14 protein-coding genes are annotated in these 14,591 nt (G+C 72.4%); 5 read left to right on the plus strand and 9 right to left on the minus strand.

The features are described from left to right. Window positions 1-234 precede the first annotated feature (234 nt). Both ACFVDP_RS36010 and cobS read right to left on the minus strand, forming a co-directional pair. On the minus strand, window positions 235-1,767 hold the full coding sequence (locus tag ACFVDP_RS36010) for a leucyl aminopeptidase (RefSeq protein ID WP_383499150.1): 1,533 nt from the start codon (window positions 1,765-1,767) through the stop codon (window positions 235-237). Between the two features lie 648 nt (window positions 1,768-2,415). Further along, window positions 2,416-3,183, minus strand: coding sequence for an adenosylcobinamide-GDP ribazoletransferase (cobS, locus tag ACFVDP_RS36015; RefSeq protein ID WP_383499153.1), 768 nt, complete (start codon window positions 3,181-3,183; stop codon window positions 2,416-2,418). Window positions 3,184-3,250: 67 nt separating this feature from the next. On the opposite strand from cobS, the gene ACFVDP_RS36020 reads away from it, so the two are divergent. Then, window positions 3,251-4,009, plus strand: a complete 759-nt coding sequence (locus tag ACFVDP_RS36020; protein ID WP_383499156.1) for a hypothetical protein — start codon at window positions 3,251-3,253, stop codon at window positions 4,007-4,009. Here the strand turns inward: ACFVDP_RS36020 and ACFVDP_RS36025 are convergent. The 3 genes from ACFVDP_RS36025 to ACFVDP_RS36035 form a co-directional block, all read right to left on the minus strand. After that, window positions 3,942-4,595: a hypothetical protein gene (locus tag ACFVDP_RS36025; RefSeq protein ID WP_383499159.1), complete on the minus strand. Its 654-nt coding sequence runs from the start codon at window positions 4,593-4,595 to the stop codon at window positions 3,942-3,944. The genes ACFVDP_RS36020 and ACFVDP_RS36025 overlap by 68 nt on opposite strands. Then, window positions 4,592-6,319 carry a phosphatidylglycerol lysyltransferase domain-containing protein gene (locus tag ACFVDP_RS36030; protein WP_383499162.1) on the minus strand — a complete coding sequence of 576 codons (1,728 nt, stop codon included), beginning with the start codon at window positions 6,317-6,319 and terminating at the stop codon, window positions 4,592-4,594. The genes ACFVDP_RS36025 and ACFVDP_RS36030 overlap by 4 nt, the downstream gene beginning before the upstream one ends. A gap of 142 nt (window positions 6,320-6,461) precedes the next feature. Next, window positions 6,462-7,508 (minus strand): nicotinate-nucleotide--dimethylbenzimidazole phosphoribosyltransferase, encoded by a 1,047-nt coding sequence (locus tag ACFVDP_RS36035; RefSeq protein WP_383499165.1) that lies wholly within the window; start codon window positions 7,506-7,508, stop codon window positions 6,462-6,464. Between the two features lie 258 nt (window positions 7,509-7,766). Here ACFVDP_RS36035 and ACFVDP_RS36040 point away from each other — a divergent pair, with 258 nt between their 5' ends. After that, entirely contained in the window at window positions 7,767-8,837 is a 1,071-nt protein-coding gene (locus tag ACFVDP_RS36040) for a class I SAM-dependent methyltransferase (protein WP_383499167.1), read from the plus strand. Window positions 8,838-8,853: 16 nt separating this feature from the next. Here ACFVDP_RS36040 and ACFVDP_RS36045 read toward each other — a convergent pair whose 3' ends face one another. Continuing rightward, window positions 8,854-10,059, minus strand: a complete 1,206-nt coding sequence (locus tag ACFVDP_RS36045; protein ID WP_383499170.1) for a bifunctional adenosylcobinamide kinase/adenosylcobinamide-phosphate guanylyltransferase — start codon at window positions 10,057-10,059, stop codon at window positions 8,854-8,856. Between the two features lie 92 nt (window positions 10,060-10,151). Here ACFVDP_RS36045 and ACFVDP_RS36050 point away from each other — a divergent pair, with 92 nt between their 5' ends. Then, window positions 10,152-10,370 carry a hypothetical protein gene (locus tag ACFVDP_RS36050; protein WP_383499173.1) on the plus strand — a complete coding sequence of 73 codons (219 nt, stop codon included), beginning with the start codon at window positions 10,152-10,154 and terminating at the stop codon, window positions 10,368-10,370. 190 nt (window positions 10,371-10,560) lie between these two features. Here ACFVDP_RS36050 and ACFVDP_RS36055 read toward each other — a convergent pair whose 3' ends face one another. The 3 genes from ACFVDP_RS36055 to ACFVDP_RS36065 all read right to left on the minus strand — a co-directional run bounded on the left by ACFVDP_RS36055 (window position 10,561) and on the right by ACFVDP_RS36065 (window position 13,151). Further along, complete coding sequence (locus ACFVDP_RS36055) at window positions 10,561-11,640, minus strand: S1C family serine protease (protein ID WP_383499176.1); 1,080 nt, start codon at window positions 11,638-11,640, stop codon at window positions 10,561-10,563. A 75-nt stretch (window positions 11,641-11,715) separates the two neighbouring features. After that, window positions 11,716-12,423: a class I SAM-dependent methyltransferase gene (locus ACFVDP_RS36060; protein WP_383499179.1), complete on the minus strand. Its 708-nt coding sequence runs from the start codon at window positions 12,421-12,423 to the stop codon at window positions 11,716-11,718. 83 nt (window positions 12,424-12,506) lie between these two features. Further along, window positions 12,507-13,151 (minus strand): DUF3043 domain-containing protein, encoded by a 645-nt coding sequence (locus tag ACFVDP_RS36065; protein ID WP_383499182.1) that lies wholly within the window; start codon window positions 13,149-13,151, stop codon window positions 12,507-12,509. Between the two features lie 250 nt (window positions 13,152-13,401). Here ACFVDP_RS36065 and ACFVDP_RS36070 point away from each other — a divergent pair, with 250 nt between their 5' ends. Then, window positions 13,402-14,202: a PspA/IM30 family protein gene (locus tag ACFVDP_RS36070; protein ID WP_383499185.1), complete on the plus strand. Its 801-nt coding sequence runs from the start codon at window positions 13,402-13,404 to the stop codon at window positions 14,200-14,202. 23 nt (window positions 14,203-14,225) lie between these two features. After that, window positions 14,226-14,504 carry a hypothetical protein gene (locus tag ACFVDP_RS36075; protein WP_383499188.1) on the plus strand — a complete coding sequence of 93 codons (279 nt, stop codon included), beginning with the start codon at window positions 14,226-14,228 and terminating at the stop codon, window positions 14,502-14,504. Window positions 14,505-14,591 lie beyond the last annotated feature (87 nt).

Here is a 14,591-nt window from a genome sequence, read left to right on the forward strand (position 1 = left end):
TTCAGCGACCGGGCGGCGGCTGGTGTGCGGCCGCTCGTTCTTCGGCCCTCGGGTGGGGCCCTGTCCTGCCGCCCCCATCCTCGCACTTGTCGAAGGCATGCGGGACGTCGGGCCGGGCGGTGAGACCCCTGTTACACCGCAAACGCGAGTGACAAGGACGTCATACCTGCGGATTTCGTCGAAAGCGAACAGCCCCGGGGGTTCGCCCCGGGGCTGTCACCAGTCGCTGCTGCCTCAGCCGAGGTCGCCGGCGGCGGTGCGCTCGGCGAGCCGGACCAGCGTGCGGACCGCGGAACCGGTGCCGCCCTTCGGCGTGTAGCCGAACGGGCCGCCCTCGTTGAAGGCCGGGCCCGCGATGTCGAGGTGGGCCCAGGTGATGCCCTCGCCGACGAACTCCTTCAGGAACAGACCGGCGACCAGGCCGCCGCCCATCCGCTCGCCCATGTTGGCGATGTCGGCGGTCGGGGAGTCCATGCCCTTGACCAGGTGGGCCGGGAGCGGCATCGGCCAGGACGGCTCGCCGACCTCCTCGGCGACCTCGTGGATCGACGTACGGAACGCCTCGTCGTTGGCCATGATGCCGAAGGTGCGGTTGCCCAGCGCCAGCACCATCGCGCCGGTCAGCGTCGCCACGTCGACGATCGCGTCCGGGGTCTCCTCGGAGGCCTTGGCGATCGCGTCGGCCAGCACCAGACGGCCCTCGGCGTCCGTGTTGAGGACCTCGACGGTCTTGCCGGAGTACATGCGCAGCACGTCGCCCGGACGGGTGGCGGAGCCGGACGGCATGTTCTCGGCGAGCGCCAGCCAGCCCGTCACGTTGACGTCGAGCTTCAGGCGGGCCGCGGTGACGACGGCGGCGAACACGGCGGCGGCGCCGGCCATGTCGCACTTCATCGTCTCGTTGTGCCCGGCCGGCTTCAGCGAGATGCCGCCCGAGTCGTACGTGATGCCCTTGCCGACGTAGGCGAGGTGCTTCTTGCCGCGGCCTGCCGAGTAGGAGATCTTCACCAGGCGGGGACCCGCGGCGGAACCGGCGCCGACGCCGAGGATGCCGCCGTAGCCGCCCTTCTCCAGCGCCTTCACGTCGAGCACCTGGACCTTGAGGCCGTGCTCCTTGCCCGCGGCCGTGGCGACGGCGGCGAAGGCCTCCGGGTTCAGGTCGTTCGGCGGGGTGTTGATCAGGTCGCGGGCGCGGTTCAGCTCCTCGGCGAGGGCGAGGGCACGCTCGATCTCGGCCTTGAACGCCTTGTCGCGCGGCTTGCCGCCGAGGAGGGCGATCTCGGCGAGCGGCGCCTTGGCGTCGCTCTTCGGGTCCGACCCCTTGGCGGCCATGTCCTTGTAGGCGTCGAAGGAGTACGCGCCCAGCAGCGCGCCCTCCGCGATCGCACCGGCGTCCTCGGCGTCCTCGACGGGCAGCGCGAACGCGGCCTTCTTCGAGCCGCTGAGCGCGCGGGAGGCGACACCGGCGGCGCGGCGCAGCGCGTCGGCCTCGTAGATCTCGTCCTTCTCGGGCTCGCTGCCGAGACCGACCGCCAGCACGACCGGCGCCTTGAACCCGGAGGGCGCGGGGACCTTGGTCACCTCGCCCTCGGCGCCGGTGGCCCCGAGGGTCTCCAGGACGGAGGCGAGCTTGCCGTCGTACGCCTTGTCGACGGCCTCGGCGCCGGGGGCGACGACCGGGCCGGCGGCACCCTTCGCGATACCGACGACGATCGCGTCGGCGCGCAGGCCGGCGGCCGCGGCGGTGCTGAGAGTCAGAGCAGTCACGGTGGTGAGGTCTCTCTTTCATCGGTGGGGCTGGCATCGTTGCCGGGCCCATGGGGTTGTATGGCCCTCGCCCGAGCCTACGCCGCGTCGGCCGAAACGCGCCGCCGAGGTCGGAGAGCCCGCGCGGGGTGCCCGCGCAGTTCCCCGCGCCTCTGTTGCGTCGTCGGCAGGGCGCGGCCCGGCGACCGCTTCTCGCGCAGTTCCCCGCGCCCCTTATCGGGTTGTCGTTTGCGTGCGGCCCGGTGGGGGCTGGTCGCGCAGTTCCCCGCGCCCCTGGAGATGCGCACTTCGTGCGCGATCTCCAGGGGCGGTGCGCCATCTGCCTCGGCTGGAGGCGTGCCCCTTGCCCCGGTGGAGGCGCGCCCCCCTGCCTCGGGTGGACGCGTCCCCCTGCCTCGGGTGGAGGCGCGCGTAGCGCAGCCTCAGGGGGAGGCGGCGCGAAGCGCCTGCCTCAGGGGCGCGGGGAACTGCGCGAGAAGCGGCCACCGGCCGTCAGCTGGCAAACAACCCAGGGGCGCGGGGAACTGCGCGAGAAGCGGCCACCGGCCGTCAGCTGGCAAACAACCCAGGGGCGCGGGGAACTGCGCGAGAAGCGGTCACCGGGCCGCGGGTGGCCGACCGGCCCAGGCACGCAAGGTGCGCGCACGTTCAGAAGGCCAGGACCACCAGCGCCGCCGTCCCGGCAACCTCGGCGACGGCGCCGAAGACATCCCCGGTCACCCCACCGAACCGCACAACACACCGCCGCAGCATCAACTCCCCGGCCCCACAGCCGAGTACGACCGCCGCACCCCCCTGCCACGAGAGCCCCGCGACCACCGCGACGACCACGATCCCGGCGATCAGCGCGCCCCGCCGGGACACGGTCTCGGCGACGGCGGCGCCCAGCCCCTCCGGACGGGCGGCCGGCACCCCCACCCGCGACGCGAACGTCAGCGCGAGACGGGCCGTCACCGCACACACGGCCGCCGCCACGGCCCCCCGCGTCCACGACTCCGCGAACAACTGCGCCAGCACGGCGACCTGCGCGAGCAGCACGAGGACCAGCGTGACGACACCGAACGGCCCGATGTCCGACTGCTTCATGATGGCCAGGGCGTCCGCCGGAGGCTTGCCGCTGCCGAGCCCGTCCGCGACGTCCGCGAGCCCGTCCAGATGCAGGCCCCGCGTGAGGACGGCCGGCACCGCGACGGAGGCGACCGCGCAGAGCAGGGCGCCCGCGCCGAGGAAGGACAGCGCCGCCCCGAGCGCGCCCGCGCAGAGACCGACGACCAGGCCCGCGAGCGGAGCGGACAGCATTCCGGCGCGGGCCGCCGCGCGGTCCCAGCGGGTGACCCGGACGGGCAGCACGGTCAGGGTGCCGAAGGCGAAACGGATGCCGTCGGCGAGGGAGGCGCGGGGGTTCGTTGCGGACACCGGGGGAGATTACCCGGGGTGGACCACAGGGCGGGCGGCGCCCGCCCGCCGCGAGCAGGATGGGCCCATGGGCGACTGGTGGAACCGCAACATCACGGAACCGGGGAAGCTGCCGGTGCTCCTCGCACTGGTCACGTTCATCGCCACGTTCCTGATCACCCGTACGGTCACCCGGCTGATCCGGGCGGGCCGCGGCCCGTTCCGCGACATCTCGCCGGGCGGGCTGCACATCCACCACGTGGTGCCCGGCATCGTGCTCATGGTCGTCGGCGGGTTCGGCGCGGTGGGCAGCGACCGGCACGGCTTCGGCGCATGCCTCTTCGCCGTCGTGTTCGGGGTCGGGGCGGGCCTGGTGCTCGACGAGTTCGCGCTCGTCCTGCACCTGGACGACGTCTACTGGACCGACCAGGGGCGGCAGAGCGTCGAGGTGGTGGTGCTCGCGGCGGCCCTCGGCGGCCTGGTCGTGAGCGGGTTCTCGCCGCTCGGCGTCGACGACATGACGCAGGACGAGCAGCAGGACCGGGCGGCCCTGATCGTCACGCTCACCCTGAACTTCCTGTTCGTGGTGGTGACCATGCTCAAGGGCAAACCGCGGATGGCGCTCGTGGGCGTCCTGGTGCCGTTCGTCGCCTGGTGGGGTGCGATCCGCCTGGCCCGGCCCGACTCCGCCTGGGCCCGCCGCTGGTACCGCCGCCGGCACCGGGCGCGGGCCCGCTCGATCCTGCGGGCCTACAAGCACGACCGCCGCTGGCTGCGGATCAGCCGGCGCTTCCAGGATCTGGTCGGCGGCTTCCGCGAACCGACGAGCGAGCCGCGCACACGATGAGGACGGCGGCGATCGCGGCCAGATGCTCCCAGCCCGCGAGGTTCGGTTTGACCGCGCACTCGACGACCATCGTGGCGACGACGACCGCGCAGGTGAACCGCGCCCGGTAGCGCCAGCACACGTACACCGCGAGCCCGACCACGGCCGCCGACGGGCCGGTGTCGACGATCCGCGCGTCGGACGCGGGCAGCCAGCCGGCGCCGATGGCCAGGCGCGCGAACAGCGTGCCGCCCAGCGTGGCCGCGTACGCGATGAGCAGGGTGCGCGGGCGCCCCAGACAGATCTCCGCGATCCCGAAGACCACCAGGATCTGGACGAGCGCGCCCCACACGGGCAGGTCGAGGGCGGGGACGAACAGCGACAGCGGGGTGCGCAGCAGGGCGACCGGCAGCGGGTCCTCGGCCCGCACCGCGCCGATGTCCTGCACGATCCGATAGCCCCAGGACTGGTTCTGCACGTACTGGAAAAGCGCCGTCAGGCAGACCGCGGCCAGGGTCAGCGGGATAGCCCGCAGGCGGCGCGCGGCGAGCCCGTCGCGGACGGCTCTGTACAGCGGACCCCACTCCGCGCGGGCCGCTTCCTTCACCGGCGGCCCAGCCGTTTCGGCAGTCCGGGCACTTCGAGGAAGCCCTCGGCGCGGGCCGACGCCAGGCCGATGCGCGGCAGGTCGGCGCTCTTTTCGAAGAGCAGGAAGCGGGGCTCCCAGATGGGCCGGTACTTGGCGTTGGCCCGGTACAGCGATTCGATCTGCCACCACCGCGAGAAGAAGCTGAGCAGCGCACGCCACAGGCGCAGCACCGGGCCCGCGCCGAGTCGCGCGCCACGTTCGAAGACGGAGCGGAACATGGCGAAGTTGAGCGAGACCTGAGTGATCTCGATCTCGGGTGCGTGCTGGAGGAGTTCGATCACCATGAACTCCATCAGGCCGTTCTCGGCGTCGCGGTCACGGCGCATCAGATCGAGGGACAGTCCGTGCGGGCCCCAGGGCACGAAGGAGAGCAACGCCTTCAACTCGCCCTCCCCGTCGGTGCATTCGAGCATCATGCACTGTCCGTCGCCCGGGTCGCCCAGCCGGCCGAGCGCCATGGAGAAGCCGCGTTCGGTGGCGCCGTCCCTCCAGTCGTCGGCGCGCTTGAGGAGGTACGCCAGTTCCTCGGCCGGGATGTCCTCGTGGCGGCGGACGCGGACCGTGTAGCCCGCGCGCTTGACGCGGTTGTAGGCCTGGCGGACGGTGCGCATGGCCCGTCCTTCGAGGGTGAAGTCGGCCGTCTCGACGATGGCCTCGTCACCGAGTTCGAGGGCGTCGAGGCCGTGCCGGGCGTAGATGGTGCCCGCTTCCTCGCTCGCGCCCATCACCGCGGGCAGCCAGCCGTGCGCCCGCGCCTCGGCGAGCCACGGCTCGATCGCGCCGGGCCAGGCCTCGGGATCGCCGATCGGGTCGCCGGAGGCCAGCGACACCCCGCCGACCACCCGGTACGTCACCGCGGCCTTCCCGGTCGGCGACCACACGACGCTCTTGTCGCGGCGCAACGCGAAGTAGCCCAGCGAGTCGCGCTCGCCCTCCTTGCCGAGCAGGGCGCGCAGCCGCGCCTCGTCGTCGGTGGTGAGCAGGTCGACGGCGCGGCGGGAGCGGAACGCGGCGTAGACGACGGCGATCAGCAGGGCCGTGGAGAGGATGTTGATGACGACGTTGACCCAGTTCGGGGTGGCGATGCCGGGGAAGCGGGAGTCGTCGGTGGCGACCGAGATCAGCCGCAGCGTGCCGTAGCGCCAGCGCTCCAGGAACGTCGAACGGTGCGGGTCGTGCGCGTGGTTGGTGACCGTCACCAGGAACGTCGCGAACAGTGACGTCACCAGGAGCCCGCCGACCGCGACGGCCGCCGCCAGCTTCGCGTTGGAGCGGTCGCCCTTCGCGTAGAACTCGCGCCGTCCGAGGAGGAGGGCGACGACGAACGCCGCCGTCAGCACCAGCGAGATCCAGTTCTGCGCGTACTGCCGGACCTCGGGGAAGACCATCACGAGGGCGAACAGCAGGAGGAACAGGCCGCTCAGTACGAGGTTGAGGATCCAGGCCGCGCGCTTGCGGCGGCGCATCGTGATGGCCAGGAACCAGGCGACGACCGCCGACGAGAAGCCTGCGGCGAGCAGGTAGGGGGTGAAGTAGTTCTCCGAGTTGTGGCGCCGGAGGTCGTTGCCGAACGAGACCCACACGGCACTCAGCAGATTGATGCAGGTGACGATCCGCAGGTACCAGACGGTGAAACTCGCGGCGCGACGTGAAGTGAGTGTGCTTGTCCGTGCGGGGCCCATGCTGGGAGCTTATTGGGTGATTTGTCCTCAGCCCCGTCAGGGGCGCGAGCAACCGCATAAAAGCCGCAGACGCGTCTGCTCATGTACCGGGCAGATGCGTCTGCGGCTTTCGTCGTGGTTGCTCGCGCAGTTCCCCGCGCCCCTACTGGGCCTCGGGGAGTTCGGCGGCGAGGGCCGCCGCGGCCTGGACCAGGGGAAGGGCGAGGAGCGCACCCGCGCCGCCGCCCACCTTGACACCCTGGTCGAGCATCGGCTCCATGGCCATCCGGTCCAGCGCCTTGGCCTGCGCGGGCTCGCCGCTGGTCTGGCCCGCCAGCCACCAGTCCGGCGCGCGGAACGCGACGCGCTGGCCGACCAGCGCGCAGGCCGCGGAGACGACGCCGTCCAGGATCACCGGCGTACGGCGCACCGCGCACTGGAGCAGGAAACCGGTCGCGGCCGCGAGATCGGCGCCGCCCACCGTCGCGAGCAGCTGCAACTGGTCGCCGAGGACCGGCCGTGCCCGGCGCAGCGCGTCGCGGACGGCCGCGCACTTGCGCATCCAGGCCAGGTCGTCGATGGGGTCGCCGCCGCGCCCGGTGACGACGGAGGCGTCCGTGCCGCACAGCGCGGCGATGAGCGTGGCCGCCGCCGTCGTACCGCCGACGCTGAGATCGCCGAGCACCACCAGATCCGTACCGGAGTCGGCCTCCTCGTCGGCGACGGCCATGCCCGCGCGGAACGCCTGCTCGGCCTCCTCCAGCGTGAGCGCGTCCTCGGTGTCGATGCTGCCGGAGCCGCGCCGCACCCGCCGGTTCTCCACGGACTCGGGCAGCTCGCCCGGCTCGCAGTCGAGCGACAGGTCGACGATCCGCACGCCGACGCCCAGCCGGCGCGCGAGCACCGCGCCCGCGGAGCCGCCCTCGACGGCCTCGCGCACCAGCTCCGCCGCGGTGCCGGCGGCCCGCTTCGACACGCCGAGACCCGCCACTCCGTGATCGCCCGCGAAGACGATCACGCGCGCCTGCGCGACCGGCCGCACGGGCACGGCGCCCTGGGCGGCCGAGAGCCATTCGCCCAGCTCGTCCAGGCGGCCGAGCGCACCGGGCGGCACGGCGAAGCGCGCCCTGCGCTCCTCGGCGTCGCGGCGCATACCGCCGTCGGGGCGCTCGATCAGGTCGGTGAAGTCGTCGAGATTCAGCGAGCTCATTCGCCGAACAGTACCGGCCCCGATCGCCCGGAGTTCCGGCTGTCCCGGCCGGGGCGGGAGCAGGCGCCGAGGGGCCCCCGCGCGGCCGGTTACGCCATGCGATGTGTCGACCCCGCAGCGTCATTGAAAGGCCGCTGGTGATCCCTTACGTTCCCTTTCGTATCGGATCGCCGTTCGGATTTTCGTACCGCGGTGTCGTACCGCGCTGTCGTATCGCGGCCGCCGTCCCGCCCGTGCCCGTGGAGCCGAAGGAGTCCCATGCCCCCGACAGCCCAGGCCGTGGCCGAGCGCCGCCCCGCCTACCTCACCGAACTCGCCCGGGGCACCGAACGCTTCCACGAGCCGCGCCGCCCCGACTGCCCCTGGTGCGGCTCCACGAAGCTGCGCACCCGGCTGCGCACCACGGACCTCCTCCAGCACAAGCCCGGCACGTTCACCGTCGACCAGTGCCGGGCCTGCGACCACTCCTTCCAGAACCCCCGCCTGACCCCCGAGGGCCTGAACTTCTACTACCGGGACTTCTACGACGGCCTGCGCGCCGGCCACGCCGGGAAGATCTTCGCCGCCCCCACCTCCGCCAAGCGCCACCGGGCCGCCGCCCGCGCCATGTTCCGGCACATCGAACCGGAGGCCTGGCTCGACGTCGGCACCGGGCCGTGCCACTTCCCGGCCGTCGCCAAGGACGTCCTGCCCTACACCGCGTTCGACGGCCTCGACATCGGTGACGCCGTCGAGGAGGGCCGCAGGGCCGGCCGCGTCGAGGAGGCCCACCGCGGCTTCCTCACCGAACTCGCGCCCCGCCTCGCGGGCCGCTACGACGCGATGAGCATGTTCCACTACCTGGAGCACTCCCTCGACCCGCGCGAGGAACTCAAGGCCGCCCACCGCGTCCTGCGCCCCGGCGGCCACCTCATGATCGAACTGCCCGACCCCGAGAGCCGCTACGCGAAGCTGCTCGGGAAGTGGTGGGTCTCGTACTTCCAGCCGCAGCACCTGCACCTCATCCCGCTCGCCAACCTGCGCACCGAACTGGCCGCCCTCGGCTACACGGTCGTCGCCGTCGACCGCCGCGAACCCCATCAGCCGCTCGATCTGACGGCGGCCTGCGCGCTGTTCCTCGGCCACTGGCTGCCCGCCGCCGACGACCCGTGGCGCACCAAGGCCCCCAGCGACTTCCAGCGCGGGCTGCGCCGGGCCCTGACGTACGCGAGCACCCCCGCGGTCCTCGCCGCCCATGCGGCCGACCGGCTCCTCGCCCCGCCGGCCGGCCGCACCGGCTTCTCCAACGCGTACCGGGTCGTCGCGCGCCGCAACCCCGACCCGTCCTGACCCGCCCGGCTCCGCGTCAGCCGCGCAGCGCGAGGGCCTGCCCGGCGACGACGAGCAGGACGTGCTCGCACTCGGCGGCGAACGCGGCGTTCAGCCGGCCCAGCTCGTCGCGGTAGCGCCGCCCGGAGGCGGTGGCGGGCACGATCCCCGACCCCACCTCGTTCGAGACGGCCACGACCGTGCGCCGGGTGCACCGCACGGCGGCCACCAGCGCGGCCACCCGCTCCCGCAGCGCCTTCTCGCCGCCGCCCGTCCACTCGGCGTCGTCCCAGGCCCCGACCTCGTCCATGGCGTACGTCAGCCACAGCGACAGGCAGTCGATGAGCAGCGGGGCGGTGTCCGAGGTGTCGGCGAGCAGCGGTTCGAGATCGCAGGTCTCGGCGGTCCGCCACGACCCGGGCCGCCGCTCCCGGTGCGCGCCGACCCGCTGCGCCCACTCGGCGTCGCCGCCCCGGGTGCCGCCCGTCGCCACGTACAGCACATCGGGGAACGCCTCCAGGCGCCGCTCGGCCTCGACCGACTTGCCCGACCGGGCACCCCCGAGGACCAGCGTCCTGCGCGGCACGTCCGGCACGTCCTCGTACGCGCCGACGTCCAGCGTCGTCCCGTCCGGCACCGCGCGGGCGCCGACCGCCGCGAGCCGCCGGGGCAGCTCGGCGCCCGGCGGCACGTCGTGCCCGAGGTGCACGGCGACGACGTCCGTGGTCGGCCCGACGGCGCCGACGGCCCGCAGCCGCGCCAGCGCGTCCGGCCGCCCCACCACATCGGCGAGCACCATGTCGTACGGTGCCCGCGCCTCGTCGAGCCCGGCGGGCGCGGCCCCCGGCGGCAGATACAGCACCCGCTCACCGTCGGGTCCGGTCACCTCGTAGCCGGTGCCGGGGGCGTCGAGGGCGAGCGCCCGCACCCGGTGCCCGCTGATCAGCGCCAGCTCGCGCCCGTCCGGCACCCGCACCGGCTGCGGCAGCCCGGCGGGCACCTCCACGGCGGGCCCGTCGTGCGGATGCGAGAGCAGCACCTGCCGCACCCCGGCGAGGCTGTGCCCCGCGCGGGCGGCGACGAACACCGCGCCCGGCGTCAGATCGAGCAGCAGCGCCTTGTCGATCAGCAGCGCCGTCGCGCCACGGGCGTCCGCGCCGAGCGCGCCCGCGCAGGCGGCGCACGGGCAGTCGGGGCGGGGCAGTCCTTCGGGGGCACCGGTGCCGAGCAGTGTCAGTTCCACAGGAAGATCCTCCCGCGCGGCTTCGGCTGCCGCGCGCCCGGCTAGGCTTCCAGAGACATCGCGCATCGGACATCCGATACCGGGAGGCTGACATGGCGGCGTGGACGTGGCGGTTCGAAAAGTCCGACGGGACGGAGGTGCCTCCGGCGGTGCAGCCGGAGGAGTTTCCCACCCAGGGTGACGCGGAGTCCTGGATCGGGGAGTACTGGAAGGAACTCGCGGAGGGCGGCGCCGACCAGGTCACCCTCTTCGAGGAGACCAACGAGATCTACGGCCCGATGAGCCTTCACGCCGAGGACGCTTCCGCTTAGAGCCCCGACAGGGGCGCGGGGCTGTGTCGATTTGCGGCTCCGCCGCGTGGGCGCGCTCAGCCACAGAAAAGCCGCAGACGCGTCTGCTCGGTACATGAGCAGACGCGTCTGCTCGGTACATGAGCAGACGCGTCTGCGGCTTTCGTCGTGGTTGCTCGCGCAGTTCCCCGCGCCCCTTACGGGGCGCTTTTTACATCTCCCCGAGGGTGACGTCGGCCGATTTTTCGGTGCCGTCGCGGGTGAAGGTCACCTTGACCTTGTCGCCCGGCTTCTCGTCGGCCAGGGCCTCCTGGAGCGAGGTCATCGTGGTGATCTTCTCGTCGCCCAAGGCAGTGATGACGTCACCGGCGCGCAGCCCGGCCTTGTCGGCGGGCCCGCCGTCGGTCACGGAGACCACCGACACCCCGGCCGCCCGAAGGTCACCGTCGACGACCACGCGCGCGGTGATGCCCAGCTCGGCCCGCCCGGAGTCGGTCACCTTGCCGTCCTTGACGATCTGGTCGGCGATGTCCGTCACCGTCGACGCGGGGATCGCGAACCCGATGCCCGGCGCGGTGCTGTCCCCGAGGTCGGGGTCGGTCGCCGCCAGCGTGGGAATGCCGATGACCTTGCTGTCCAGGCCGACCAGGGCGCCCCCGCTGTTGCCGGGGTTGATCGCCGCAGACGTCTGCACCATGTTGGCGATGGTCGCGCCGGTGCCGCCGCCCGAGCGCCCCTCGCTCACGGTCCGGCCGGTCGCCGACACGATGCCCTGGGTGACGCTCGACGACAGCCCGAGCGGCGAGCCCATCGCCAGCGTGATCTGCCCGACCTCGACCTTCGACGAATCCCCGAACTTCGCCGCCTTCAGCCCGTCCGGCACCTTGTCCAGCTTGATGACGGCGAGATCCTGGTCCGGATACGCGGAGACGAGCTTCGCCGTCAGTTCGTCCTCGCTCGTCGACGTCGTCACCTTGAACGTCTTCTCGTTGCCGACCACATGCGCGTTCGTCACGATGTGCCCCTTGTCGTCGTAGACGACACCGGAACCGAGATCGGACGACGCCTGGACCTGCACGACGGACGGCAGGACGTCCTTGATGACCTCCTGGTACGCGTCCTGAAGGTCGTTGCCGCCCGAGGCCGCGGCGGCCTGTGTGGTGGAGCCGTCGCCCGACGCCGCGGCGTTCGAGGAGCCGGAGTCGGAGCAGCCCCCGACGAGCGCCGCCGAGCAGACGATGGCGGCCGCGGGGAGCACGAGGCGCGTACGCGTACGCGAAGAAGCAGTCATGCCCGGATTGTCACGTTCGCCCCGGGCGGGCGCCCCTGCTGAGCGGCCGAACAGCGGACCCCCGCGGCGCAGGGGTCAGCCCCGCACACCGCACAGATGCAGCAGCGCGGCCACCCGCCGGTACGGCTCGCTGCGCCCGGCGCGCTCCTCGGCGGCGAGCAACGTCTGCAACTCCCCGTGCTCCGGCACCACCGCGGCGTCGCCCGCCTGGTCGGTGAATACCCGCACCCCGTACCAGGCGTGCAGCGGCGCCCCGATCCCGGCGAGGGTCGCCGTCAGCGCGTCGAGCCGGTCGGCCCGGACGTCCAGGCCGAGGCGGTTGGTGTACTTCAGCGTGTCGAAGGAGCCGAGCGCGGTGACCCAGTCGCCGGCCAGACCCGGCCGCATGGCCAGCGCGTCCGCGTTCCGTACGAGCAGGGAGAGCAGACCCCCCGGCGCCAGCATCCGCGCGAGTCCTGCGAGGAGCGCGTCCGGCTCGTCGACGTACATCAGGACGCCGTGACAGAGCACGACGTCGAAACTGCCGGGCAGGAAATGGACGCCCGTCTCCATGCCGCTGCCCTCGACGAACCGCACCCGGTCCTGCACGCCCGCGGGCTCCAGGGCGAGCGCGGCCCGCGCGGCGGCGAGCATCGCGGGGTCCTGGTCCACGCCGGTCACCTTGTGCCCGGCCTTCGCCAGGCGCAGCGCCTGGGTGCCCTGGCCCATCCCGACGTCGAGCACCCGCAGCCGCTGCCCGACGGGGAAGCGCCCGGCTATCTGCTCGTCGAGCTGCCGGGACACCAGTTCCTGCCGTACGACATTGCGCAGACCGCCCAGCTTCTCCAGCCAGGCGCCCGGCGCCCGGCCGGTGAACGCGTCGGTGCTCAGGGCCGCTCTCCGCGCTTGACCTGCGGCTTGGGCAGCCGCAGCCGCTTCATCTGAAGCGTGCGCATCAGGGCGTACGCGACCGCGCCCTTGCGGCGCTGGTCCGGGAACTTCTCCGCGAGGAGCTTCTTCAGGCGGAACCCGGTGATGGCCGAGTCGACCACGATCGCGATGATGACGAAGAGCCACAGCAGCAGCGCGATGTTCTGCAGCGAGCCGACGCGGACCATGCTCAGGACGAGGATGATCACCGCCATCGGCAGGAAGTACTCCGCGATGCAGAACCGCGAGTCGACGAAGTCGCGGGCGTAGCGCCGCACCGGACCCTTGTCGCGGGCGGGCAGATAGCGCTCGTCGCCGCTGGCGAGCGCGGCGCGCTGCTTCTCCATCGCGGAACGCCGCTCGTCGCGCTGTCGGCTGCGGGCCTCCTTCGGCGACATCTTGGTGTTGGCCACGCTGCGGCGCTGCGACTGAGCCGCGCTGCGCTTGGGCGTGGGGCGGCCCTTGGGCGCCTGCGGGTCACGGGTCTCTTTGGACAGAGAGGTCACCGGGGCCTTGTCGGCCGGCGCCTTGTCGTCCTTGGATCGGCTACGGAACACAAAAGCCAAGGGTACGTGGTGGTCGTGCATGGACCACAGGCCCATGGGGAACGATCCGGCAACACCCTGCGTCCATAGAGGCACATGGGGACACACCGGGTGCGTCCGGACACCTCCTGGGGGGACACCTACTCCTTGCGCCGGAGCGGGACCGTACGCAGTCGTCCTTGGGGATGAGCGCATCCGCACCTGGACAGTGCGGTAATAGATGAAGGACCCGTACTGTGGGGTGTGTCGCAGTGCCGGAGCTGGACCGTCGGCTTGATCAGTCAGTAGAAGGGGGCGCGCGAAGCCCATGAGCGGTGTCATGAAGCGTATGGGGATGATCTTCCGCGCGAAGGCGAACAAGGCCCTTGACCGGGCCGAGGACCCGCGCGAAACCCTCGATTACTCCTACCAGAAGCAGCTGGAGCTGCTGCAGAAGGTGCGCCGCGGCGTCGCGGACGTCGCGACCAGCCGCAAGCGCCTGGAACTGCAGCTGAACCAGCTCCAGGGCCAGTCCTCCAAGCTGGAGGACCAGGGCCGCAAGGCGCTCGCGCTCGGCCGCGAGGACCTGGCCCGCGAGGCGCTCTCGCGCCGTGCCGCGCTCCAGCAGCAGGTCACGGACCTGGAGACGCAGCACCAGACGCTGCAGGGCGAGGAGGAGAAGCTCACTCTCGCGGCCCAGCGTCTGCAGGCCAAGGTCGACGCCTTCCGTACGAAGAAGGAGACCATCAAGGCCACCTACACGGCGGCCCAGGCGCAGACCCGCATCGGTGAGGCCTTCTCCGGCATCTCCGAGGAGATGGGCGACGTCGGCATGGCGATCCAGCGTGCCGAGGACAAGACCGCCCAGCTCCAGGCGCGGGCCGGCGCCATCGACGAGCTGCTCGCCTCCGGCGCCCTGGACGACCAGTCCGGGCTCGCCAAGGACGACATCCAGAGCGAGCTGGACCGGCTCTCCGGTGGTACGGATGTAGAGCTGGAGCTGCAGCGGATGAAGCAGGAGCTGGCCGGCGGTCCGTCCTCGTCGCAAGCGGCGATCGAGGGTGGCGCGCAGGGTCAGCCGCAGCAGGCCCAGCAGCCGACCGACACCCCGCGCTTCGACAAGCAGTAGCGGCAAGCCCTGAGGAGGCCGACGTGATCGTACGGATCATGGGGGAGGGCCAGGTGAAGCTGGCCGACAGCCACTTCACCGAACTCAACAAGCTGGACGACGAGCTTCTCGCCGAGATGGAGACCGGTGACGAGGAGGGCTTCCGGCGCACGCTCGGCGCGCTCCTCGGCGCCGTGCGCCGCCTCGGCGAGCCGCTCCCGGACGACTCCCTGGAGCCGTCCGAGCTGATCCTCCCGGCCCCGGACGCGACACTCGACGAGGTCCGCGACATGCTCTCCGACGACGGCCTCATCCCGGGCTGACCCCGGTCGTTCCCCGGCTGACGGCCGTCGTGGCTGGTCGCGCAGTTCCCCGCGCCCCTGAAGCGAGCGCAGCTCGCTCTTCAGGGG

The sequence above is a fragment of the Streptomyces sp. NPDC057694 genome (assembly GCF_042799415.1).
Lineage (GTDB): Bacteria > Actinomycetota > Actinomycetes > Streptomycetales > Streptomycetaceae > Streptomyces.